At 43.3% G+C, this 24,614-nt stretch carries 18 protein-coding genes; 10 read left to right on the plus strand and 8 right to left on the minus strand.

Annotated elements, in window-relative coordinates; genetic code table 11:
- Nucleotides 1-15: 15 nt before the first annotated feature.
- Nucleotides 16-447 carry a MarR family winged helix-turn-helix transcriptional regulator gene (locus M2419_RS09140; RefSeq protein ID WP_259254844.1) on the plus strand — a complete coding sequence of 144 codons (432 nt, stop codon included), beginning with the start codon at nt 16-18 and terminating at the stop codon, nt 445-447.
- A 96-nt stretch (nt 448-543) separates the two neighbouring features.
- Here the strand turns inward: M2419_RS09140 and M2419_RS09145 are convergent, their stop codons facing one another.
- The 3 genes from M2419_RS09145 to M2419_RS09155 all read right to left on the minus strand — a co-directional run bounded on the left by M2419_RS09145 (nt 544) and on the right by M2419_RS09155 (nt 2,689).
- Nucleotides 544-903 (minus strand): two-component system response regulator, encoded by a 360-nt coding sequence (locus tag M2419_RS09145; protein ID WP_153847779.1) that lies wholly within the window; start codon nt 901-903, stop codon nt 544-546.
- Nucleotides 904-1,142: 239 nt separating this feature from the next.
- On the minus strand, nt 1,143-1,334 hold the full coding sequence (locus tag M2419_RS09150) for a cold-shock protein (RefSeq protein WP_070566563.1): 192 nt from the start codon (nt 1,332-1,334) through the stop codon (nt 1,143-1,145).
- A gap of 320 nt (nt 1,335-1,654) precedes the next feature.
- Nucleotides 1,655-2,689 (minus strand): fatty acid desaturase, encoded by a 1,035-nt coding sequence (locus M2419_RS09155; protein ID WP_153847778.1) that lies wholly within the window; start codon nt 2,687-2,689, stop codon nt 1,655-1,657.
- Nucleotides 2,690-2,822: 133 nt separating this feature from the next.
- Between M2419_RS09155 and M2419_RS09160 the strand changes: the two genes are divergently transcribed.
- On the plus strand, nt 2,823-3,092 hold the full coding sequence (locus tag M2419_RS09160) for a PleD family two-component system response regulator (protein ID WP_153847777.1): 270 nt from the start codon (nt 2,823-2,825) through the stop codon (nt 3,090-3,092).
- A gap of 336 nt (nt 3,093-3,428) precedes the next feature.
- Here M2419_RS09160 and M2419_RS09165 read toward each other — a convergent pair whose 3' ends face one another.
- The gene (locus M2419_RS09165; RefSeq protein WP_120336124.1) at nt 3,429-3,677 is read right to left on the minus strand and encodes a hypothetical protein; all 249 of its coding nucleotides are present in this window, start codon (nt 3,675-3,677) and stop codon (nt 3,429-3,431) included.
- A gap of 330 nt (nt 3,678-4,007) precedes the next feature.
- Between M2419_RS09165 and M2419_RS09170 the strand changes: the two genes are divergently transcribed.
- The 6 genes from M2419_RS09170 to M2419_RS09195 all read left to right on the plus strand — a co-directional run bounded on the left by M2419_RS09170 (nt 4,008) and on the right by M2419_RS09195 (nt 13,580).
- On the plus strand, nt 4,008-5,225 hold the full coding sequence (locus M2419_RS09170; protein ID WP_153847776.1) for a hypothetical protein: 1,218 nt from the start codon (nt 4,008-4,010) through the stop codon (nt 5,223-5,225).
- 146 nt (nt 5,226-5,371) lie between these two features.
- Nucleotides 5,372-5,899, plus strand: a complete 528-nt coding sequence (locus M2419_RS09175; protein WP_153847775.1) for an RNA polymerase sigma-70 factor — start codon at nt 5,372-5,374, stop codon at nt 5,897-5,899.
- A 44-nt stretch (nt 5,900-5,943) separates the two neighbouring features.
- Entirely contained in the window at nt 5,944-6,996 is a 1,053-nt protein-coding gene (locus tag M2419_RS09180) for a FecR family protein (RefSeq protein ID WP_259254847.1), read from the plus strand.
- Between the two features lie 38 nt (nt 6,997-7,034).
- Nucleotides 7,035-10,280: a TonB-dependent receptor gene (locus M2419_RS09185; RefSeq protein ID WP_259254848.1), complete on the plus strand. Its 3,246-nt coding sequence runs from the start codon at nt 7,035-7,037 to the stop codon at nt 10,278-10,280.
- Nucleotides 10,281-10,306: 26 nt separating this feature from the next.
- A complete protein-coding gene (locus tag M2419_RS09190) occupies nt 10,307-11,671 on the plus strand; it encodes a RagB/SusD family nutrient uptake outer membrane protein (protein ID WP_159727053.1) in 1,365 nt (454 codons plus the stop codon).
- The gene (locus M2419_RS09195; protein WP_159727051.1) at nt 11,664-13,580 is read left to right on the plus strand and encodes a TlpA disulfide reductase family protein; all 1,917 of its coding nucleotides are present in this window, start codon (nt 11,664-11,666) and stop codon (nt 13,578-13,580) included. The genes M2419_RS09190 and M2419_RS09195 overlap by 8 nt, the downstream gene beginning before the upstream one ends.
- A gap of 235 nt (nt 13,581-13,815) precedes the next feature.
- Here M2419_RS09195 and M2419_RS09200 read toward each other — a convergent pair whose 3' ends face one another.
- From M2419_RS09200 to M2419_RS09210, 3 genes are all read right to left on the minus strand, one after another.
- On the minus strand, nt 13,816-15,615 hold the full coding sequence (locus tag M2419_RS09200) for a chloride channel protein (RefSeq protein WP_153847770.1): 1,800 nt from the start codon (nt 15,613-15,615) through the stop codon (nt 13,816-13,818).
- Between the two features lie 132 nt (nt 15,616-15,747).
- Complete coding sequence (nhaA, locus tag M2419_RS09205) at nt 15,748-16,923, minus strand: Na+/H+ antiporter NhaA (RefSeq protein WP_153847769.1); 1,176 nt, start codon at nt 16,921-16,923, stop codon at nt 15,748-15,750.
- Nucleotides 16,907-18,364 (minus strand): sodium:alanine symporter family protein, encoded by a 1,458-nt coding sequence (locus M2419_RS09210; protein ID WP_259254849.1) that lies wholly within the window; start codon nt 18,362-18,364, stop codon nt 16,907-16,909. Before M2419_RS09210 ends, nhaA begins: the two co-directional genes overlap by 17 nt.
- 441 nt (nt 18,365-18,805) lie before the next feature.
- Between M2419_RS09210 and M2419_RS09215 the strand changes: the two genes are divergently transcribed.
- Entirely contained in the window at nt 18,806-19,654 is an 849-nt protein-coding gene (locus M2419_RS09215) for a mechanosensitive ion channel family protein (protein WP_153847767.1), read from the plus strand.
- Between the two features lie 57 nt (nt 19,655-19,711).
- Nucleotides 19,712-21,718 carry a BCCT family transporter gene (locus M2419_RS09220; protein WP_259254850.1) on the plus strand — a complete coding sequence of 669 codons (2,007 nt, stop codon included), beginning with the start codon at nt 19,712-19,714 and terminating at the stop codon, nt 21,716-21,718.
- Between the two features lie 141 nt (nt 21,719-21,859).
- On the opposite strand, the gene M2419_RS09225 is transcribed toward M2419_RS09220, so the two are convergent.
- On the minus strand, nt 21,860-24,217 hold the full coding sequence (locus M2419_RS09225) for an ABC transporter permease (RefSeq protein WP_153847765.1): 2,358 nt from the start codon (nt 24,215-24,217) through the stop codon (nt 21,860-21,862).
- Nucleotides 24,218-24,614 lie beyond the last annotated feature (397 nt).

A 24,614-nucleotide genomic window follows, 5' to 3' on the forward strand; every position in this document is an offset into this window, starting at 1 on the left:
ACTATTTTGTTGGCGATGAACAAAACCGAACAGAAATTTTATGAAGTGTTTACTGATTTACAATGCTTCATCTTGGCAAATATGAATAGGGGCGACATCAATGGTGTAACAGCGACCCACTATAATATAATCGAATATATTTACCGCCACGATCATTGTATCGTCAAGGAGATTGCACAGGCGTTTAATGTAAGTCCGCCTGCTGTTTCCAAGCAGCTCAAATTTTTGATAGCGAATAACCTGGTCGAACAACAACAGTCTGCTGCCGACCGCAGGATTTTCAACTTAAGTGTAACGGAAAAAGGTAGATTCATCATCGATAATTCGGAGAATTTTAGGGAAACAGTGGCCAAAGAAGCTGCTAAAATCTTGAAGGAAGATGACTTAACGAAGCTGACTGAATTGCTCAATAAAGTGTTGATGGCCTGCTCAACCCCGACATGCTGAGAAAATCATGAATCATTAACATCGTCTTTTTAACTTGCGTTTCAATTTTAGTTCCTTTTGAAGCGCTCCGTACGTCACGTATATTTTTATGCTGTTTTAACTATTTTTTTTAACCACATCGACCATATGATCTAAATCAAAGGGTTTTTGAATAAAATCGTCGGCTTTACAGTCCGCAGCAACTTTTGCAATATCGTTGGCTGTCGATGTCAGGACAGATGGAAGTTCTTCGGTATCTGGATCAGCTTTGAGTTCCTTGATCACTTCGGATCCTTTTTTACTTCCTTTAATATGGTCATCCACAATAAGAATGTCGGGATCAATATCTGCAAGCTCTTCTATTGGTTCAGTTGTAAGCGATGGGATCACATCAAAACCCTCATCAACTAAGACCTCATCCATGATATTCAAGATATCTTCATTATCTTGAATAACTATAGCCTTCTTTTTCGTCATTTCTATTGAAATTTATCGCGTAAATATAGGAAAAAAGCGGATACAAAAAACAGGGGAACGCGCAATTTTCAGTTAGGAGAAACAGAACAAAAGTAATGCTATCAGTGAGCTGATAGCAATGTAGGCTAGTAGGGGGCTTAGGCCGTCATTTTTGCCTAATTTTTTAACAAAAAAAAACAGATAACATAAATGTTATCTGCTGAACTTAACTTAAAGAAGTTTTTAAACTTCCTACTTAATTATGCTATTCGCACATTAACTGCGTTAATGCCCTTTTTACCGTTCTCTAGATCGAATGTTACAGTATCGTTTTCACGTACATGATTGATTAAACCTGACGAGTGTACGAAAACATCTTGACCGCCATCTGTTGGTGTAATAAAACCAAAACCTTTGGTGTCATTAAAGAATTTTACTGTTCCTTGTTGCATTGTATATATGTATTAAATTATGTATTTATTAGAACTCTTTTGCTGCATACCTTTCCTTTAACCCTACGCGTTGGTAAAGGATAAATCGATCTGTCAACAAAAAATGAAGTTTGTAATTTTTCGTATTGACACTATCAATCTGAAAAAGGCAATTGACTTCATATGTTGATAACAAAATAGCAGCTGGAAAAACGAAGACTGAGAAGAAAGAGTAAACTCAAAAGTGTCAGAAGAAGTAATGGCAGAAGCCTGATTATTATTCAAATGTAGTTATAAATTATTGAAAAACAAAGTTTTTTATTTTCTTCAACCGAAGACTTCTATTTTCTAACTGATTTAAGATAGGGATTATGGTATTGTTCATAAAAACGTTTCTTGTCATCACGATAGGCGGTCACCGCTCCTAGCATATGCATCAGCTTGATATAATACCATGCAAGATCGACCTGATGAGGTTTAAATCCGCTGCGCGCGCTTTTTGGAAATAAGTGGTGATTATTGTGCCATTCACCCGCGACTATTCCTGGCCAGAGCTGATTGATGGACTTATCGTTAACACTGTAATCGATTCCCTGTCGTTGTTTATCTTTTCCTTTGGCATGCCCTTCATAATTGAATGTACGTACACCGATAGCCCAAAATCCGGCGGCACCAAAAAGACTGCAAGCGAGTGCATGCCCGCCAATAAGGTAGAATAATAAGTACCAAAAAGACCAGTTCAAAACCCATGAGATTACAGCATATAAAGGGTTGACATAGGATCCCCAGACTTTGTACTGCGCATATGAATTGGCGGGCACGCCGGTATGCTGCATGAGTAATTTCACCCGATTATACTCGCTTTCGCTCAAGGTCTTTGATATCGGTTGATGATTGACATCTGCTAGAAAGCAATAAAGAAATCCAGCCTCCGCATTATAAGGGTCGCCCGGTTGATCCGATTTGGCGTGGTGCACATGGTGCGATATGACATAGATCTCTTCAGGAATCACATTAATGGTAAGATTCTGCGTAAGGAAGCGCCAGAGCGGATTTCTGAATTTATAAGCCCGATGTGTACAGTACCGATGGTGCCATATCGTCCCATGGGTACCCATAATAATCATACTATAGATGAAAGTGGCCAGTAAGGTCCACCAGGTAAAGTAGCTTGTGATAAATATGAAAAAGAAGGGAATGAGGCATAGCACTTTTAACCAGCTAAAAAAGGGTAGCCAGTTTTTCCTGTCTCTAAAAACATTTAATCGTTTAAAAAATTCACGTAGTATTTCGCTACGTGTTGGTTTGACAAGTTCTCCATTTGAATCTTTCCACCCATAAGAAGGCGGTTGGAGCACATGATCCAAGAATGACATAATAATCCGTTAAAATTTAGAATTGCATCTTTAAAATGCGTTTGAATACGAATTACAATTATAATAAATCCTTAAAAAGTATAAAAATTTTTTTTAAAACCCCGTATTTTGAACTTCTGGCTCTTGACTAGGTATCAACACGTCAAAAAGTACGGAACTTATTACCCTAATTAATAGTACTCAACCCGATCTCCTAATAATTGACCTACAGATGCCCTGGTTAACAGGTGACGAGGTTGTGCGCGAGCTAAAAACAGCGCAACAACATATACACTTGCCCATTATCATGATGCCAGCAAGTGGTAAAGGGCAAAGAGTTGCCTCCGGATGGGGAGCAGATGCCTTTCTAGCAAAGCCGTTTGACCTTGTTGATTTATATCCGTTAGTAGAGAAAGTCATGTAGCTCGCGCTAGCCTCTATTGATCGTCCGGTTACCAGGTGATTGAATTCGTACTATCTTTAGGTATAGTTTTGAAAATACTGTCAATTATGAAATTCTGTATAGTCTACTGATTATTGTCAAGGGGAATTTTTATCCAAAGTATTTGATTTGGATTAATAGAAATAGTAAGAGGACCAAACTTAACGATAGTTTGGTCCTCTTTGCTATAATTGTGGTTTTAGTAATTCTTACGCATGTTTTTGCAGAAATTCTGCTTTATTGGGCATCCTCGTAATGGGGTAGCGAAACAACACAGTCTTCCGATTGCGTATTGCATGATTGATTGATCAAACGCAATTAATGGCTTAGCTGTAACTTTCCGATGAAAGGGCGATTATCAATCGTCAGTATAGCTTCTTTAATGGAATAGCATAGCTGGTAGCTTTCGCTCAGTGCTTTTTTGCTAGCTTCTATTTTGTCGTTTTCAACCTTATCGACAATCCAGGTTGGGTTTAACGGATCTGAACTAAATTTGGTGATTAATACGGTAAATCCTTCTTTCTGAGCACTGATTAAAGTGTCTTTTGTGATGTCTACTATTTTCATAGTGAGATAATTTACAAAAAAAAATACGAAACAGGGTCTGCTTCGTTCAGCCGATGGCCTTGTCAACATCCTGACAATTGAACGAAAATATACCTTCTTTATGGGATCCGGGCGTAAAATTTGAATGTTCAGCGATCGGTATATCTAGCGTGAAGCAGATCGCAAAATAAATTAAATGTAACAAAAGGCGATCTGTGGTTAACTAACCAACTCTGTTCTTTAGCAAGTTTTGTTCTAATTTCTTCTGCCGATCAAATTAGAACTTTTTCCCGATAGAAGCTGTTTAATAGATAATTTGTCTATTTTCGGGATCACATAATGCACGCCTTCATGAGATACATCGGAATATTAATATGCAGTATTTTACTTTCTTCGACAGCTTGTCAGGCACAGGATCAGGGAGCTTATTGGGTGGCGGTATCCTCCAATAAGATCAACCGCGAGCCGATGCGTGGAATAACGCTGAGCTACATGGAAATGCTGATCAAAGCTTTCCCTTATCTGGCCGTAAAAGGAAATGATATTCTCATCCCTTATCCAGATGAAAAGAGGATACAAAAACAGGAATTCACTTCTTTTACCAATACGCGGATAAAGTTGCTCAACAATAGGCTATTGGACAGTATCTATGGCATAAAAAGCGGCAAAGATACGCTTCGCATCAATTTTTATTATCAGGGAACAGGTGATGAAGATAAAAAATTTGTGCTCAACTATATTCCTATCTCAAAGGCCGCCTATGAAAAGGCGACTGCTGCCCTAAAACAGGAGCGCCGGAAAGTGTTGGAAAGTAGGCTGCCATGGGACGCTACCGGACTCGACTTTAACAAAATGCGGCCGCTTTACCTACAGGATATGGCGACCATGGATTTGATCAATCCCATCCAACTTGCCGACGAGCTGACGCAATCCTCCGATAAAACGGCTGTTGTATATCAGTCTGCTATATTGAGCAGAAATGACTCTTTGCAGCATTTTAAAACTTTTGGCATCGAGAATATGTTGCTGTCGGAAAGTATAGCCGCCAAAATCGGAAATACCACCTTCGATAACCTCGAATTTTATGTAGATTCCAACAATCGTAACCAAGGCATGGGTCTCCGCCAAAAATACATGCCTGTAAATGCCATTACGGAAGTTTTCAATAAAATTTCCAGTCAATTTCCATCGGCCAAACTAAGTTATTTTGGCCTACCAAAAAAGTTTGAAGATGGGGATATCTCCGGTATCCATATCAATATCGCCCTGACTTGGCATACCGAAGGTAAAGTGGTTAAACTGGTGGTCGAAGGCATACCTGACGCCTTATTTGACCGTGAAGTGGATCGGGATATTGCTGTTACGGATGACCAGAATGCAACGGAAATAAAACAGGTATTAGCACATTACCTCACCCTGATTGACCAGGCTAACCTCAGGGTATTTGTCATGTCCAGAGATTTTGATGAATTGCTCAATCGTAAGGAAAATAGAATGGAGACCAGGTTGCCGGGCCAGCTCTGGGAGTACGTGACCTCATGGCGATACCTGTACGATCTGGACAAATAATAATCAATTCCAATGCGTGCAAAGTTAAATTTTAAGAGAGATAGTCTGTTGCATTATTTTACAGGTTTCATTAGAAATCCATCATAAATTGACTTTCCTAAAAATAAAGCCTAATTTTGACTGATCAACAATAACTAAACCAGCAGATGAGTGTTACACATGTCCGACAATTGTTTACCCAACTTTACGAAGAAAATTGGGTGAAGTTGTATGTGCATGTGTTTCGGATGTTAGACGATCGTGACGAAGCCCGTGACATTGTACAGGAAATTTTCGCCAATCTCTGGGACCGCATGGAACGGCTCGAAATTGAACATTCTTATCAGGCGTATCTTTTTCGTTCGGCCCGTAATTTGGTCATCAATCGTATCGCCAGCCAGGATGTGGGCCGGAAATATGAACATTACCTGGAGCATGCCGCATCAACTCCTGAAATTATGCCCGACGAGTTGCTGCGCGAGAAAGAATTGGCCAAGCAGATCGATCAAGCGATTGAAAAGCTGCCCCGCAAAATGGCTTTGATCTTCAAAAAAAGTCGTTTCGAGCAGCGGAGTTATCGGGAGATTGCCGCGGAACTTGAGATCTCCGAACAGACTGTCAAAAAGCAGATTTACAATGCGTTGACGCTTTTGAGAAAAAAAATTCGAACTATTTTCATTTTTTTCTACCACTAAAGGGGTACTATCCTGTCTTCTAAACGGTAAACAGGATAGAACCTATGAAACAACGATTATCGAAACAATTACTGCAGAGGTATCGGCAGGGGATGTGCAGCGCCGAGGAAATTGCACTTGTCGAAAGTTGGTACAATCAGCTCAGTCAGAAAAACAACGACAAGGATATCCCGGAACTTGATCTGGCTGCCGAAGACCGGTATTTCCAACAGCATATTTTTGGACCCGAATTAAGGACTAATCGCCACCGCAGGGCCTATTTGAAGGTGGCTGCCAGTATTGTATTCTTTATGATGGCAGGTGCAGCGCTGTACTTCTTTTCTCAGCACCAACAGTCGCCACAGCCACTGCCTTTTAGTGTCGGTCAATTCCAGGCCGATCTGCTGATTGGCAATGAAGTGGTTAGCCTGGACGAAAAGAAACCGTTTAACCCGGCCTACATGGCGCAGGGGAAGGGGGATAACCTGGCAGTCAAGACCAAAAAGGGGCAAGAATTCAAAATGGAACTTCCCGATGGTACCACCGTATGGCTAAATGCAGACAGCAAGCTGGAAATAGGACCGGGATACGACCTCAAGGAACGCTCGGTATTCCTAACGGGTGAAGCTTATTTTAAGGTGGCAAAAAATAAAGCCAAACCTTTTATTGTTCATGTCGGCAACACCAGCATTGAAGCCTTGGGAACCGCTTTCAACGTGAAGTTATACGCAAACGATAGCCAGCTCTTAACCACACAGCTCGACGAAGGTAAAATACGGGTCAGCAATGCGGATCTTCAGGAGATTCTGCTACCTGGACAGTCGATCGAACTGAATGTGCTGAACGGTGCCTTCCAGCGAAAGCAGCAAAATACACAACAGGATGCTGCTAATTGGAAAGACGGTTACTTTGAATTTGACCAGACACCGCTTCCCGAGATTTTGGCCGATCTTTCCCGTTGGTACAATTTTACCTATAGCCTGTCGCCCGTCTATAAAAACAAAGTCCTTAGCGGGAAAATCAGCAAAAAAGAGTCCTTTGAAGAAGTACTCAAGATATTACGGTTCGCCGGCATAAACTATACCATCGACAAGGACCGACTCGTCCTTGTTCCCTAACCAAACCCAAACAAACGCATTTTCAATCTAAATACCCTATGAAACAATCCGTAAAAACACTGCTATTGATGCTGATGCATGTCAATGGCTATGCCTTTAGCCAGCAGGCAGACAAGGCATCTGACCATGTTCAATTTAAACAGCTTGTCAAAGCCATTGAGCAGCGCAGCGATTATCGCTTTGTGTATGATCCCCATGAAATTAACCCCGACCTGCCTTTCGATGTCAATTTAAACAATGCCAATATCCCCGAGCTACTTAAACAGGCATTCTCGGCTAAGGGTATCCGCTATCAAATCATCAAAAACACCATCGTGCTCCAGGGGAAGGGGGGAGCAAAGGCGCTGCAGATGACCGTCTCTGGTCGCGTCAGCAATGGGGCCGGTGCAGCGCTTGAAGGGGTCAGTGTTCGGGTTAAAAACAAGATAGCCAGTACGGTCACCGATGCCAGCGGGCGCTTTAGTTTAAACGGACTGCAACAGGATGATATCTTACTTTTGAGTTATGTGGGCTACCGCAGCAAGGAAGTGAAGGTAGCGGACAAGGGCATTATGGAAATAAGCCTTGAGCTAGATCCGGGCAACCTGGATGAAGTGGTGGTTATCGGTTACGGGACATCTTCGATACGCAAAAATACGGGTTCGGTATCCAGCGTCACCAGCAGGGAGATCGAAACACAACCGGTACTAGATCCTCTGGCTGCATTGCAGGGGCGCGTTGCGGGACTCAATATCGCATCCAATTCGGGCTTGCCGGGCAGCTCCTTTCAGGTGCAGCTGCGTGGTGTCAATTCTTTGAGCAATGGCAGCAGCCCGCTGTACATTATCGACGGTATTCCATTTTCGGACGAAAGCATGAATCAGTTTACCGCTGCCAATGGCAACCAAAGCCCGCTCAGCCTGATCAATCCCAAGGATATTGAACGAATCGATGTACTTAAAGATGCGGATGCGACAGCCATCTATGGCTCCCGGGGTGGGAATGGTGTGATCCTGATCACAACGAAAAAAGGAAATAAGGGCGGACTTAAAATAGACTTTAATGCCAATGTGGGCTCTGGCAAGGCCATTCGCAACTTGAAGATGCTCAATACGGAACAATATTTGGACATCCGGAAGGAAGGCTTTAAAAATGATAACTGGACGGCGACAGCAGATAATGCGCCGGATCTGCTCACCTGGGATCAGTCCGCCTACAGCGACTGGCAGAAGGAGTTTTATGGCGCATCGGCCCCTTTCTCGACCTATCAGCTGTCATTTTCCGGAGGAAACGAAAATACCCAATACCTGGCCAGTGCCAATTTCAATCGTCAGGGGGATCCCTTGCCCGGCAATAAGAATTATCAGCGCGGTGGTGCGCTGTTGAACTTGTCTACGCAATCCAAAGATCAGCGATTTAAGCTCAACAGTAGTTTCAACCTCAACCTGGACCGTAACAATACAGTGCCGACAGATATTGCCCAGTTTTATAACCTGGCGCCCAATTATCCTTTATATGATGAAAAGGGAGACTATTATTGGTTCCAACAGAGTTTGCAGAATCCCGCCGCCTATATGGAGCGCTCGAGTGTTTCGAAATCAAAATCCCTGCTGGCCAACTTTTCTGCCGAATATGCGATCTTACCCGAACTGGTCGCAAAAGTCAATGTAGGGTATAACCTCAAAAGCATGGACCAGACGCGCTTGCTGCCCAATGCGGGATTTAATCCATTGACGAGCACGGGTTCCATGGCCTCTTACGGGAATTCGGATTATCAGTCCTATATCATTGAACCGCAATTAAACTACAGCAAAACAATTGGTAAACATGATTTTAAACTGCTTTTGGGTGGTACCTGGCAGCAAAGGGTCAGCGAAGGGAAATACTTCGATGGCAGCAGTTACCCGAGTGATTCGCAGCTAAACAATATCGGTGCTGCAGGTATCCTTGTGAACCGCAACAATCAGTATGCAGATTACCGTTACCAGTCTGCATTTGGTCGTCTAAATTATGCCTATGCCGATAAATATCTGTTGAATTTCAGCTACCGAAGGGATGGCTCTTCCCGCTTTGGGCCCAACAATAAGTACGGTAATTTTGGGTCGATCGGTGCAGCCTGGGTGTTCAGCAGCGAAGAATTTCTCCAGGATCAGTCTATCTTAAGCTTCGGTAAGCTACGTGCCAGCTGGGGGGTGACGGGCAATGACCAGATCGGTGATTACCAGTACCTGGATACCTGGGGCACAGGCTTTGCCTACCAGGGCATCACGGGGCTTTATCCGACACGGGTGTTTAATCCCAATTTTGGATGGGAAGAAATCAAAAAGAAAGAACTGGGGCTCGACCTTGGATTTTTCAGGGATCGTATTTTCCTCACGGCCAATTATTACAACAATAGATCGGATAATCAGTTGATCAATATTGTGCTAGCACCGCAGACGGGCTTCAGTTCGTATTTTGGTAATATGCCGGCCCTGATCGAAAATAAAGGCTTGGAGTTTGAGCTGAGCAGTGTGAATATCCAAAAGGAAAAGTTCAGCTGGAAAACCAATTTCAATATCACTTTCCCGTCCAATACCCTGCTAGAATATCCCGGCCTGGCGAGTAGCAGTGATGTGCGGCGGTACGTCATTGGCGAGTCCACACGTATCGTCCGTGGATTTCAGTTTACGGGAGTGGATCCACAAACCGGGGTCGCCCAATTCCGGGATGTGGATGGCGATGGGAAAATCAGTGATTTCAATGATTATGTAACCTTGGGATCACTGCTGCCCAAGTACTATGGTGGTATCGGCAATAATCTAAGTTATGGTAATGTGAGTCTTGGATTTCTATTTCAGTTTGTCAAACAGGAGGGACCATCCATTGGATATGGTCCACAGGCAACGACCATTGGCGGATTGGGCAACCTGGATGAATATGTGTTAAACCGTTGGCAGCAGCCCGGAGATGTGACCGATGTGCCACGCGCTACGGCTAACAGCGCCAACGAAGCCAACCTGGCTTACCGTAATTATTACCGGTATTCTACGGCCGTATGGGACGATGCTTCTTTTATTCGCTTAAAAAATGTATCGCTCAGTTACGATATCTCCAAATGGGCACAGAAGATCAATATGAGCCGCGCTGTGGTACAGTTCAATGCACAGAACCTCTTTACCTGGACAAGCTTCAGAGGTATGGATCCCGAGATGCCTGGTTTTGACCGTACTTATGTTTCGGATGTCAATCCCTTTGGTTCGGTACGGAACAGTGCCACGCCATCCATGAGCACGTATACATTTGCGGTTCAGCTCACTTTTTAATGATCATAAAACTAAAGACTTATCCCATGAACAAATATATTATCTACAGCCTTTTTGCAACACCACTGCTTAACATCTCCTGCAATAAATTTCTGGCCGTGGACCCACCCAAGACAGAAGTAGCAGCAGAGTCGGCCTTCAGTGACGAAAAGACAGCCACAGCAACCGTGGGCGGACTCTATACCAGTATGAACAATTACAATAACCAGTTTGCCAGTGGACTGATGACCATTGTACTGTCCAGTTTGGCCGACGATTACAACTCAGCCTTTACAAGCTACGATGAGTACAAATACAATAAACTGAGCCCGGCAACCTCTTATCTTGATCGGCTCTGGTCGCAACCCTATAGCTATATCAACCACAGCAATAAGATTATCGAGGGTGTTGAAGCCTCGGCGCTCAGCAGTACGGTAAAGGCACAGCTATCGGCCGAGGCCCGTTTTACGCGGGTATTCAATTACTTTTACCTGAGCAACCTCTTCAATAAAGTGCCCCTCATCACCGATACCAAGGATCTGGAAGCCAACAACCGAAAAGGTCCGGCCTCCAGGGAAGAGCTCTATGCTTTCATGGTGGATGATCTGCAGAAAGCTGCTGTCGATATTGCGGATGACTATCAGGGCAATGAGCGTACCCGCCCCAACAGAAAAGCGGTTGACGCGCTATTGGCCAGGGTCTATCTGTATCATGGCGACTGGGCCAATGCCGAAGCAATGGCCGACAAAGTTATCGCGGATAACCGGTACGAACTGTCGCGCGACCTCAATACCGTTTTTTTGAAAACGAGCAAAGAGGCCATCTGGCAGCTGCAGACCGTTAATCTTTCTACTGCCGGGGTCAACACCTGGGAAGGTTTCAGCATCGTTCCGACAGTAGCTACAGCACGGAGTTATTATCAGGTGTATGATTCCTCGGTAGCAGCCTATGAAGAGAATGACTTACGTAAAGCAATGTGGTTAAAGCCTTATGTGGTAAGTAATAAGACGCTTTATATGCCATATAAATATAAGCTGCGTACGGGCACACCTGTAACCGAATACAATACCGTTCTGCGCCTTGCCGAGCAGTATCTGATCCGTGCCGAAGCGCGGCTCAACCAGAATAAGTTGCAGGCGGCATTACAAGATATCAATCAGATCCGTGAACGTGCAGGCCTCGCTGCGTTGCCACAAACGATGGACAAGGCGGGTATTGCCCTGGCGCTTGAGAAAGAACGCCAGCTGGAGCTGCTCGGTGAATGGGGCCACCGTTGGTTTGACCTGGTGCGCACAAATAGGGCCCTGCCTGTACTTTCAAAAGTCAAAACAGACTTTAGTGAAAGCGATATCAAAATACCGATCGCAAGTGCTATTCTAATCACAAATGCTAATCTCCAACAGAATGATTAAGCTATTCAAATACGCATTGCTGCTGTGCCTGCTACAGGCAAACCTGCTGTTGCGGGCACAAGTGAGCATTTTGCCGCAAAAAGCAGCGGCCGGAGATACCGTGACCATCAGCTTTGACCCAGGTAAATCTGCTGCTACCCATAAGGAAGGGCCATTTTTCGTGGATTTCAACTATTCAAATTTTTACGAGTTCCCGAGCCGCATGGCCATGCAACAAGAGGGTGGAATCTGGCGTGTACGTTTTAAACTGCCCGCCTACGCCAACTTTTCCTGCTTTACGATCGCCGACAAAGACAAGAAATTTGTACAGCAGGCAAGCGATAGCAGTCAGTATGAGATCTACGTCTATAAGCAGGGGAAACTGATCGCTGGCAATTACCTGGGAAAATCATACAGCGTGCCGGTCCAGGATAAAACCTCAGATCATATCCTGGCTACACAGGAATATTACCTCAAAAAAGAGCTGAGCCTATATCCCGATAACTATGAAGCACAGCTCCGGCTGATTGTGCTACAGATGAAAAACGCTGGTCCGGCCCAGCAGGAACGGCTCTTGAAAAAGGGCTTGGCCGTGGTGGAAAAGAAATTCAGGAGCAATCCATTTTTTGAAGGGAACCTCAACAAGGTGACCATGGGTTATCTGATACTCGGGCAGAACCAAAAAGTGGATTCGATCCGCCAGGTGGTGATCAACGAGTTTCCCAACAAGAAGATCGGGATAAGTTATCGGCTCAATAAGTTGTTCCGCGAGCAGGATTCCACCGCCGTGGTCGCCAAGATAGGGCAGCTTCTTTCCCTCAAGACGGCCGATAATGAGGCGGCCTATGGCAGTGCCTATGACTATCTTTTTACCTACTATGTGCGGCATGGTGATAGCGTACAGGCCAAGAAATACCTGCCGCTGATTACCCGTTGGGAGCAGGATCCCTACAAATGGCGCGCATACAATCAGTATGTGCAGCTGCTCTTAGATCATAAGCTGATGCTGCAGGATGCGTCCAAACTCAATTTATATCTACTTGACAGTGTTGCGGTCTATCCCGTGAGTCTAATACGCTATTTCCCCGAAACGGGCTATCTGGTGGCCCATGATCCGGCCAAGGCGGATAAGCTTACTGCCGTAAAAGCAGAAATTATGGCCAATCAGGGATTTATAGCTGCTCAGTTAAACCAGTCCGAAGCGGCCCGAGACTGGTTTGCAAAAAGTATCCCTACACTCAAATCGGCGGCACTGCTCCGGGCAGTGGCCATGCAGTATCAGCAGTGGAATGATCCGAACAGCGCTATACCCGTATTGGAGGCAGCCTATCGGTATGCCCCGTTTGACCCAGCGATCAGGCAGCTTCTCGACAAAGCGATCCTTAAAAACGGAATGGACAATGCTGCCGAACGGCAGGCTTATTTTAGCAAGCTTGACAAGCAATGGAAACAAGGGTATTACCAGGAGTTTCAGAAAATCATCGGCAATACGCCATTTCCAGAAGACATTAGCATTGTTGATATGGACAAAAAACCTTTGCTCAAAGCCGATCTCCAGGACAAGATTGTCATCATTGATTTTTGGGCTACCTGGTGTAAGCCCTGCATCGCTTCATTTCCCTATTTGCATCAGGTGTACAAAAAATATGCGGATGATCCGCAGGTGAAGTTCGTGATACTCAATTCGGGCAGTGGAAACAGCTGGGACGATGCCTACAAATGGGCAAAGGCCAATCCCGCATTTGACTTTCCATTTTATTACAACCACGATAAAAGGCTCAGTAGTAAGCTGGATATCACATCCATTCCGACAACATTGATCCTGGACAAAAAGGGGAACATCCATTTTCGAAAGGTGGGATTTGAAGGTGAAAAGCTACTGCAGAGCCTCGATGCCATGATCGAATACCTGAAAGAACTGGAGCACTAATAGAAAATGAGGCTGCCAGGTGGAAGTTCCTGTTTACACAGAAATTGTAACCTGAATCTGAAGGCTCCGGCTCAGTACATCAGCTTATTGAGCGATTGATCCATAAAACGTCTTCCTGCTAGGGAGACGTTTTCTATGATCTTTAACTGTGTTTTTATTGTGCGTTCGGCGGACACCGACTTCATTACATGACTAATTCGGTATAACGCACAATCCGCTGAATAATGAATAACTGTTATTCAAGATAATGCCCCTGGCGGATTAGCAGTGCCCTGTATTTATTGAATACGCTAGATTTGGATACAAAGCCCAGATATTTTTGCTCAGATCCAAGCACAGGGAGGATCCAAGTGTCTTCTTTGTTCATTTTTGACATCACAGATTCCATACTTTCATGAATAAGGACGATGTCATTGGGTTTTTGAGCCAATTTTTCAAATGCTGTATCCAACCCATCCAATTCGCCAAGTAGAATCGAGAATAGATATTCGCTGTTGACCAGCCCGATGAATTTGCCATCATGGCTCACAATAGGAAATATATTTCGTTTGCTGTGAATAATATCGTGCTGCCTAGATTTAGGGGTTTCATCCGGACGTAAAATCACAAAGTTGGTTTCCAGAACGTATTTGATGCGCATCATGCTCAATACGGAACGGTCTTTATCTTCATAAGATATAAGGTCTCCCGATTCTGCGAGCACTTTGGTATAGATCGAATGTTTGAGCACTGTTCTATTGATGAGGTAAGATATCGAACAGACAAGCATCAAAGGAACCATCAATGTATAGCCTCCGGTCACCTCTGCAATAAGGAACATACCGGTTAAAGGTGCATGCATGATGCCGCTCAGGGCGCCCGCCATGCCGGCTACCACAAAATTAGGAACGTTCAGCTCTGCAAACCTTGTCAGATTGATTCCATAAGAAAATGCAAAGCCCAATAGTCCACCCATCACCAAGCTTGGGCCGAATACGCCACCATTGCCACCACCATTCAGGGTAAAAAGTGCGGCAAATGATTTTCCGAAGAGCGTCAATAGGGTATAACCGAATACTACGAAACCCATATTGTGGTATTCGGAGAATAAACTATTTTTGACAATTGCGTTGAACTGCCCATTCAAAATTTGTTGTATGGTCAGATAGCCCTCGCCATATAGCGCCGGAAATACCAGGATCATAAGACCCAGCGCAACACCGCTCACCCAAACCTTGTTGTAAGGATTTTTGATTTTCCGAAACCATTGGTTGACAACGACAGATACGCGCGCAAAATATACGGTGTATAAGCCTATCAGTACTGCCATTAGCAGGTAGAAGAATAAGGCGGATACCTGCCAGTAGGAATTAAAGTTCGTAAATAGGGGTTCACTGTAGAGCAGCCGCGAAACCACCGATGCCATTGCAGAGGAAATCAGCAGTGGAATAAACACAGGAATGGAAAATTCGGGTAGCAGAATTTCAATGGCAAAGATCATTCCTGCCAAAGGACTATTGAATGCGCCAGCAATACCTGCAGCTGCACCGCAGGCCAGTAGCATGGTCACTTCTTTATATTGTAATCCAAAAAAACGTGCAATATTTGAACCAATGGATGATCCGCCTAAGGCTACCGGAGCCTCTAAACCACAAGATCCCCCAAAGCCAACGGTAATGGCTGAAGTCACAACTTGTGAATAGATATTACTGGAGTCAAGCCGGCTTCCTTTTCGGCTGATCGCGTAGATAATGGGTGTTATGCCATGTTCGATCTTTTTACCTTTAATAAATTTTCGGACAAAAAATACACTCAACAGAATCCCGATTAATGGAAAAACGAGGTACAACGAATATTTTACTTTCCAGTCAATATCGTTCTGAATACTGGTCGCAATAAAATGAGTCAGTCTTTTTAAAACGGATGCCATGAGCCCGCCAACAATACCTACCAAAAAGGCCAAGATGATGATAAAGTTCCGATTAGAAACTTTTCTCATACGCCATTGGTTGATATGGTCTATTTTTTTATAGAAGGTCTTTTTAAAATTTGCCATTTTTGAAATATTCAGCACACTAACTTACGGACAGATGAAGTAGCGTGCGCCAATATAGTCATTATTGCAAGCAAATAATTTGTATCGTCTTATAGTAGGTATTAATACTAACGTATTGTTACATAAACAGGCTTATACACGACTTTTTTTGCCGAACACTGACAATACCATATAACCTAAAATTCCCGCCAGCAGGGAGGTAAGCAGAATCGATAACTTCGCTTCATTGATATGCAGCGCGTCGCTGAAGGACAGGATGGAAATAAATATAGACATCGTAAAGCCAATTCCAGCCAATAAGCCTACACCCAGGATATGTTTGAATGAGCTTCCTTCGGGGAGACTACTAATCCCCAGTTTAGAGCAGACAAAAGTCATGATTAAGATACCCAATGGCTTGCCTAGTAGTAAGCCAAGGCTAATACCTAGCCCCATCGGCGCGACCAATCCTGTAAGCATCTCGCTTTCAATGCTGATATTGGTATTGGCAAATGCAAATAAGGGTATAATCAAAAAATTGACAGGCTTGACAAGCGCATGCTCCAGACGTTCTAAGGGCGACTCAAGGTCTGTATCATTGGTCGGGATGGTCATGGCTACCATCACACCAGCGATAGTAGCATGTATACCCGAATGATGAATAAAATACCAGATAAATACACCTGGTATCAGATACAGATAGGGGTTCTGTATATTCATGCGGTTCATGACAAACAGAATAACCATACCGATACCTGCATACAGTAAGTAGGTGGTTTCAATACCTGAAGAATAGAAAAAAGCAATCACCAAAATGGCGATCAGATCGTCCACGATAGCCAAAGCGGCCAAAAATACCTTTAAACTTGCTGGAATGCGATTTCCCAGCATACCGATTACGGCCAATGCAAAGGCGATATCTGTCGCCATGGGTATACCCCAGCCACCTGCTGTGGCCTGCCCTGAATTGAAGCTTAAAAAGATGAGCGCCGGAACAATGGCTCCACCTATAGCGCAGAGGATCGGGAGCGATGCTTGTTTGGGCGAGGAGAGTTCCCCTTCCACGATCTCACGCTTGATCTCCAGTCCCACGAGCAGAAAAAAGATAGCCATTAATCCATCATTGATCCAAAGCAGTGTGCTATATTTTAAATGTACGGTGTCAGAATCGAAACCAACGGGTGTATCCAAAAATGATTGCAGCCCAGGACCAGCTGCGGTATTGGCGACAATGAGGGATAAAATGACGCAGATAAATAATAAAATGCCGCCAGCGTTACTTGATTTGAAAAAATTTTTGAATACGGTAAGATTAATCAATTGGCTCATCGTGTTGCGTGTTCTTTTTGGACCATAGGTCCATGTTCGGAAATTGAAATTTGGAATTGTAGAATACAGGGTCTTTCTTGGACCTCTGCTGCTCGCGATAGTCTGCATAAATGGCGACAACTTTTTTGTGAAGCAGGAGTATTGCAATCAGGTTGAGCCAAGCCATGAGACCAACACCAATGTCGCCCAGGGTCCAGGCAGATTTGGCTGTACTGATACATCCGACATAGGTGGATACTAATATAAGCAGCCGCAGAATCCAGATAAGCACGGTTTTATGTTGTTTTTTTCGGCTAACAAAGCTGATGTTGGTTTCGGCGATATAATAATAAGCCATAATAGTCGTGAAGGCAAAAAAGGCTAGTGCCAACGCGACGAAAGCATTTCCAATGCTGGGGAAATGATGCGAGACTGCCTGTTGGGTAAAGGCGGGCCCCATTTCCGTCGCCGGAAGGTGTTGGACAAGAAATCCTCCGGCTGGATTTTCAACATTATATTGCCCTGTAAAGAGAATCATCAAAGCTGTTGCGGTGCACACAAACATGGTATCGACGTAAACCGAAAATCCTTGGACCAGGCCTTGCTTGATCGGATGGGATACCTCGGCTGCTGCCGCCGCATGTGGTGCTGTGCCCTGTCCGGCCTCGTTGCTATAGATACCCCGTTTAACACCCCACGAAATTGCCATGCCGGCAATTGCGCCAAAAGTAGCTTCCATGTTCAAGGCAGATTTTACTATCAGGGCGATAACGCCAGGGATCTCTGTGAAGTTGAGGGCAATAATAACTAGAGCCATGAGAATATAGGCGCCCGCCATAAACGGTACAACATATTCGGCAACGGTGCTGATCCGCTTTACTCCACCAATAATAATAATAGCCAATAGCCCGGCAATAGCCAATCCGGTGATACTCGGCGACACATGGAAAGCGGACTCGACCGCTGCGCTGATACTGTTGCTCTGCACACCGGGCAATAAAAATCCGGTACTGATGATCGTCACGATCGCAAAGGTCCAGGCAAAAGTCTTGGACCGTAATCCTTTCAGGATATAGAATGCAGGTCCGCCGCGGTATTCGCCATCGTTTACCTCTTTGTACATCTGACCAAGGGTAGCTTCGACAATAGCCGACGCGCTGCCTAAAAACGCAATTACCCACATCCAAAAAATAGCGCCCGGCCCGCCCATGGCGATAGCAGTAGCAACACCGGCAATATTACCGGTACCTACGCGACCTGAAATGGCAAGCGAAAAGGCTTGAAAGGAGGAAATACCTTTGTCCGAACTGCTACCATTAAAAAGCAGACGGATCATTTCCCGTATCTGCATCAGCTGAGGGCAGCGGAAGCGTACGGTGAAGTAAATACCCGTTAGCAGGCAAAGGTACACCAGAGCGTCGCTCCAGATGATATCATAAATTTTATTGATTATTACGTCCATGTTGTATAATTGAATTCATAGGCCGCCTAAAAGTAGGGAAATCCAGGCAGGGCTTGCTGAATTATTGAATAGATTTTGTTTATCTATTTTTAGGAGGCTATAATAACTATCTATAGACGCTCTTTTATAGTCATACAACACGTTTTTTTACTGGAAATCTTTCCGCATCTATCTACGCATAATTTCAATACTGTCTTTTGAAAAGTGGTTTTTTAACCATCGCTGTAAAGGTGCCTATAGCGGGTTTATTTATCACTGGGTGGCCTAACGGCTACAGTTTTCCGTTTATAAAAATTTGGCTTATGAATTTGGATTTTTTTGGAAACAATCGGGCTAGGTTACTTGTTGAAAATATAATTAATAGGGTTGTCATCTGCAATTATATCAATATTTTGCTATATTATGCCTTCTTCCTTACATTTTTAATAAAATAAGAGCACTATGAACAATTTAGAAATGAATGACGTACAGGAGCATTGGAATAATTTTATATCCTCTGCAATCGCCTGGGCGCCACGTATTATTACTGCCGTAATCTCAGCTTTACTGATATATTTAATTGGATCATGGATCATTCGATTGGTCAAGCGAATGATCGACAAGGCATTCGAGCGGCGACAAATGGATATTTCCTTGCAGCGCTTTTTAAGTAACCTAATTAGCTGGATCTTAAATATACTCTTGTTTATTGTTGTCGTGACACAACTCGGTGTGCAGACATCCGCATTTGTCGCTATTATTGGTGCGGCAGGTTTGGCCATAGGTTTGGCCCTGCAGGGATCTTTATCCAATTTTGCCGGTGGAATACTGATCTTGTTATTGAAACCTTTCCGGGTAGGGGATTATATTACGTCCAGTTCAAATGTTTCGGGTACAGTCACCGAAATTGATATTTTCAATACCAAACTAAATACACCACAGAATCAGCAGGTCGTTGTTCCCAATGGTGTCTTGTCGAATAGCAGTATTACCAATTACACCCAGTTGGGGACACGTCGTACTTGGTTTGATATCGGTGTCGCCTATAATGCTGACTTAAAGCAGGCCAAAGAAATTCTTCTGGATGTGGTTCGAAGTAATGAATATGCGTTCAAGGAACCAGCACCGCAGGTGGTTGTTACTGAACTGGGAGATAGTGCGATCAATTTGTCGGTGCGTGCGACGACTTCAAACGAAAACTTCTGGACCATGCAGGAGCAATTGATCATCAACTGTAAAGAGGCTCTGGACCAAGCCGGTATTGAAATTCCATTTCCACAACGCGATATACATATTCGCAGCAATTCATAATATTAAATAAGAACTGGTCTTTAGATGAAGACCGTATTGTAAACAAAAATTAGCAAAGTGATCTTGTCAAAATCGACATTTAATAAAGGAATCGTTATTCCCAGCCTGCTCTTTATCATAGGAGTTTGCCTGCTGTCGGTGTTTTTTCCGACTTTGGCTGTCAGCATTTTAGATGTTGTCAAACAATTTATATTTATCAATCTCAATTGGGTTTACGTCTGGGCTGTTACGCTTTTTGTCATATTCCTCGTTTACCTGATGTTTAGTAAATTTGGTAACATCACGCTTGGAAGTAACGACAGTAAGCCCGAGTATTCTTTCTTTTCGTGGATCTCTATGTTGTTTGCCGCGGGAATGGGGATCGGTCTGATGTATTTCAGTGTCGCAGAGCCGATGCAGCACTTTTCGACAGAAGCTTTTGCGGGGAATCATTATATCAATCGAGCGAAAAATGCGCAGCTGTATACCTTTTTTCACTGGGGTATCCATGCTTGGGCAATTTATGGTGTTGTGGGACTGGCCCTTTCGTATTTTGCTTACCGTTATCGGCTGCCGCTTTCGCTTAGAAGTTGCTTCTATCCTTTGTTGAAAAATAAGATCAATGGAAAGTGGGGAAATGCAATCGACGTATTTGCGCTTTGTAGTACCTTCTTCGGGATCACCACAACACTGGGTTTTGGTGTGGTGCAGGTAAATGCCGGCTTGCAAACTTTGGGACTGGTGCCGGAGAATAACTTTACCTACCAGATCATTATTGTGGGCGTCTTGACGCTGTTAGCTATCTTATCGGCTACTTCGGGTGTGGATAAAGGGGTCAAGCTCTTAAGTAATATCAACATCATAACGGTAGTGGTCCTTTTGTTGTTTGTTCTTTTTCTGGGGCCTACGGTTTATCTGATAGGAAGTTTTACAGAAGGAATCGGTAATTATGTAAACAATTTCTTTAGCTTGACTTTTGATACGCATGTGTATGACGAAGCTACATTACCCTGGTTTTATAATTGGACGATACTCTACTGGGCCTGGTGGATATCATGGTCACCTTATGTCGGGCTATTTATTGCGAAGATATCCAAGGGGCGGACAATTCGTGAATTTATTGCTGCAGTTCTTATCATTCCAACCTTATTTAATTTTATTTGGATGTCGGTCTTCGGTAATAGTGCCATCTGGTTTGACGTCAATCTTGCCAAAGGTGCATTGAGCGCCCTAGCTGATAATCCTGACGCCTTGATGTTCCGCTTTTTGGAATACCTGCCTTTATCAGAATTGGTCAGCTACCTGGTTATCCTGATTATTATTATCTTTTTTGTGACTTCCGCAGATTCGGGAATATATGTGATGAATAATATTGCAAGCAAAAACGCTGAGAAATCGCCAAAATGGCAAATGATATTCTGGGGTGCTCTGCTGGCCATCTTGGCGCTGATGTTGTTGAATACAGGGGGATTGCAGGCTTTACAAACCATGACGCTCATTACAGCATTGCCCTTTTCAATCATCATGCTACTTTTTTGTGTCAGCCTGGTCAAAGCATTGACCATAGACCGAAGTTATTATGAACGTGATTTTTCAGTGAGTACCGTACCCTGGTCGGGTGAATTTTGGAAAGATCGTCTGCAGCAGATTGTCTCATTCAAAAGCCGCCAGTCTGTTGATGATTTTATGCTGGATACCGTGAAGGTGGCTTTTGAGGAGCTGCAGGCCGAATTTAAGCAAAATGGTATTGAAGCAAAAATTCAGCAGTTGGATACGCCCAGTCGGATACAGATTGAAATCCGCCACGACGTGATTAACAATTTTATATACGGGGTAAAGAACCAGTTTAAAGTTGTATCCGATTATGTAGTCGAAGAAGAGAATCTACCTGACCTGGACGACAAGAAAACCTTTTTTCCAAAATCATACTTTGGCGATGCAAGGGAGGGCTATGATGTCCAGTACTTTACAAAAAATGAATTAATTAGTGATGTATTGAAACATTATGAACGCTTTCTTGAAATTATCTCGGAAGAGAAAAATGAAATGTTTATCAGTAGCAATGCCAACAAGAATTTACGGTGACCGATCACGCAACGTTTAAAAATTTAGTCTAATTCTCTCACATAGCAATAAGGTAGTTGTATGACTACCTTATTGAATAAAAAACAAATCAGCGTTTTTGGGTCATCGTTAATGTGGTCTGCAAACAGTGCATTCGAAAGTTTACTCGTCCCTCAGACTGACAACCGGGTTGATCAGGGCTGCTTTGATCGCGTGATAGCTGATCGTGAGTAACGCTAATGTTAGCGTTCCCGTACCAGCTGCAATGAAGATATCCCAGGTGATTTCAATACGATAAGTATATGCGCTCAGCATGTCATCGGCGATATAATAGGCTATCGGAAATGCGACTAGGCATGATAATAGGACTAACAACACAAAATCTTGAGACAGCATTCTCATGATCTTAAAAGTAGAGGCTCCCAGTACTTTATGGATACCGATTTCCTTAGTCCTGTTCTCGGCCATATAGGCTATCAGGCCAAATAAGCCAAGGCATGAAATTAAAATTGTCAATAGGGCAAAGAGGCTCGAAAGTGCTCCCAATTGTTGAAAATCTTTAAATTTTTCGGCGTACTTGCTGTCTACAAAGGAATATTCAAAAGGATAATCGGGATTATATTCTTTAAAAATCTTCTCCATTGCCGCAAGTGCTTCTGAGGTATTCATATGATCGTTTATGCGTATGTTCGTAACCTGAGTACCAGCATAAGCGCCCTGAATGACCATTGGAGTAATAGGACTGAAAGGCGATTCCTGAATAAAATCCTTCACGACTCCGACGATATGCCAATCCCTGCCATCGACAACTGTTTTACCGATCGGGTCGTCAAAATTAAATACCTTGGCGGCGGATTCATTAATAATCATCGCAGCAGAATCAGTTGGAAATTTAGCCAAATCAAAATCCCGCCCTGCAACTAACTGCAGTTCTGCCGTGTTGACCAAATTTTCATCGGCACCCATTCTGGCGAAGATGGTATTATTATCTTGGGGTTTGCCATCCCAGTCCATGTAGTTGTTGCTCCTGTTTTCCGTAAGTGGGGAAGAAGTCCTTGAAATCTGTGAGGCAATACCGGAGGACAGTAATTTATTCTTGATGAGTAATCTATTTTTGCTGATTTCTCCCTGATCGATAATACCGACCAACCTTTCCTTGTTATAGCCGATTTCTCTATTTTGAGCGTATCTGATTTGTCGATGAATGGATAATGTTGTTATGATCAGGATGATAGCAATACAAAATTGGGAAATGACGAGGACTTTCCGAGGATTAAATTTCTGTTGAACATGCAGATTTTTACCTTTCAGTACTTTCGTCGGTAAGAAGGAAGACAGATAAAACGCTGGATAGCTCCCAGAAAGAATTCCGGCCACTAAAATAAATCCTGCAAACATTGCCCAGAAAAGAAGATCGTTAAATTGAATAGATAGCTTTCTTGACACCAGTTCATTAAAGTAGGGGAGCGCTATCATTGTAATCAACAGAGACAAGAGGCCCGAAATGCATGAAATCACAAAGGATTCAGTCAGGAACTGCCCGACCAATAGCTTTTTATTTGCACCGACGACTTTTCTGACACCTACTTCCTTCGCCCTTTTTTCGCTCTGGGCCGTGCTTAAATTTATGAAATTAATGCAGGCAATAATAAGAATAAAACAGGCAATGGCGATAAATGATCTTACCATGCCAATTCGTTGCGAGCTCGGCTTTCCCTGCTCAGTAAAGTTGCTGTAAAGCCATTTATCGCCGATAGGTTGAATAAAATTGGCAACTTTTGTGTCCGTATGCTTTCGTAAGAAATATTTTATATTAGTCTCAAATTGATCGACATTGACATCTTTATGCAGCTTTATGTAGGTATGAATGGAATTATTTCCCCAATAATCGTCTGAATAGCCTATTTTCTCCATTAATGTCCACGGTACGAGATAAGTGCTTCCTTTCATAAAAGAATTATCTGGTAGGTCCTCAATAATCGCAGAAACTATTGAAATTTGGGAGCTGTCTAATCGGATGGTCTGATTGATGGGGGCGGAATGCCCAAATAATCTTTCAGCCAAAGATTTTGTGAGAACGATTTGGTTGGGATTTTTTAATGCCTCGAGGGGATTGCCTGCTATAACCTTGTAATCAAACACTTTTAAGAATGTGCTATCGACGAAAACACCTTGTTCTTTTGCAAGTTTTGTTTCTTGATGGGTTAATAGAAATCCGGTGCCCTTATCCACTCTTGTGATTGTATGTATTTCAGGAAAGTCAGTTTTTAAAGCCGCAGCCATTGGCTTAGGCGTATAAAAGTGTTCGACGGTTTCGCCTTCCCATACATCTTTCATCCCTACGGCATAGATCTGATCGGTGTCAGCATAAAAACGGTCAAAGCTGAATTCGCTTTTTACCCATAGCATGATCAATATGGCAGCTGTCATTCCAGAAGCTAATCCTACAATGTTGATCGCTGTAAAACCTTTATTCTTTAATAGATGACGAAAGGCTATTTTAAAATAATTCGCAAGCATGGTAAGTCGTTATAGATTAACGTTTACCAATTCATTTGCCAATAAATTAAAGTGCTGAAAATAAGGTGCTAAGGTTTTTTTTAATGAATTGCTTGTTCGAACTCGAACGGTCTTTGTTCAAAAGCGGACAATTTCGGACAAAAATTCCGTAGGATCGGTAACGCTGGTATAGGTGTAAGTTAGACCTTTTGATCCGCTATATATCGTTCGCTAAAGATGAGGCATTTCTGTAATATAAAAAATACGAAAACGTTATAGTTAAATTACGAAAACGTTGTAGTTAAATTTCACCTGCTGATGATTTTTAGGAATGCTCGCCTAATTTCGATCACCTCCCTGTACTCTTGCATCTTTTTTATATCGAAAATCGTGTTATTGAGACAAAATAGTACTTTTT

This window comes from Sphingobacterium sp. BIGb0116, from assembly GCF_024808035.1.
GTDB lineage: Bacteria > Bacteroidota > Bacteroidia > Sphingobacteriales > Sphingobacteriaceae > Sphingobacterium > Sphingobacterium paramultivorum.

Bases quoted from the DNA above. Each gene is read 5' to 3' on its own strand.
- M2419_RS09140 (WP_259254844.1), top strand. From the start codon at position 16: ATGAACAAAACCGAACAGAAATTTTATGAAGTGTTTACTGATTTACAA.
- M2419_RS09145 (WP_153847779.1), bottom strand. From the start codon at position 903: ATGACGAAAAAGAAGGCTATAGTTATTCAAGATAATGAAGATATCTTG.
- M2419_RS09150 (WP_070566563.1), bottom strand. From the start codon at position 1,334: ATGCAACAAGGAACAGTAAAATTCTTTAATGACACCAAAGGTTTTGGT.
- M2419_RS09155 (WP_153847778.1), bottom strand. From the start codon at position 2,689: ATGTCATTCTTGGATCATGTGCTCCAACCGCCTTCTTATGGGTGGAAA.
- M2419_RS09165 (WP_120336124.1), bottom strand. From the start codon at position 3,677: ATGAAAATAGTAGACATCACAAAAGACACTTTAATCAGTGCTCAGAAA.
- M2419_RS09170 (WP_153847776.1), top strand. From the start codon at position 4,008: ATGAGATACATCGGAATATTAATATGCAGTATTTTACTTTCTTCGACA.
- M2419_RS09175 (WP_153847775.1), top strand. From the start codon at position 5,372: ATGAGTGTTACACATGTCCGACAATTGTTTACCCAACTTTACGAAGAA.
- M2419_RS09180 (WP_259254847.1), top strand. From the start codon at position 5,944: ATGAAACAACGATTATCGAAACAATTACTGCAGAGGTATCGGCAGGGG.
- M2419_RS09185 (WP_259254848.1), top strand. From the start codon at position 7,035: ATGAAACAATCCGTAAAAACACTGCTATTGATGCTGATGCATGTCAAT.
- M2419_RS09190 (WP_159727053.1), top strand. From the start codon at position 10,307: ATGAACAAATATATTATCTACAGCCTTTTTGCAACACCACTGCTTAAC.
- M2419_RS09195 (WP_159727051.1), top strand. From the start codon at position 11,664: ATGATTAAGCTATTCAAATACGCATTGCTGCTGTGCCTGCTACAGGCA.
- M2419_RS09200 (WP_153847770.1), bottom strand. From the start codon at position 15,615: ATGGCAAATTTTAAAAAGACCTTCTATAAAAAAATAGACCATATCAAC.
- nhaA (WP_153847769.1), bottom strand. From the start codon at position 16,923: ATGAGCCAATTGATTAATCTTACCGTATTCAAAAATTTTTTCAAATCA.
- M2419_RS09210 (WP_259254849.1), bottom strand. From the start codon at position 18,364: ATGGACGTAATAATCAATAAAATTTATGATATCATCTGGAGCGACGCT.
- M2419_RS09215 (WP_153847767.1), top strand. From the start codon at position 18,806: ATGAACAATTTAGAAATGAATGACGTACAGGAGCATTGGAATAATTTT.
- M2419_RS09225 (WP_153847765.1), bottom strand. From the start codon at position 24,217: ATGCTTGCGAATTATTTTAAAATAGCCTTTCGTCATCTATTAAAGAAT.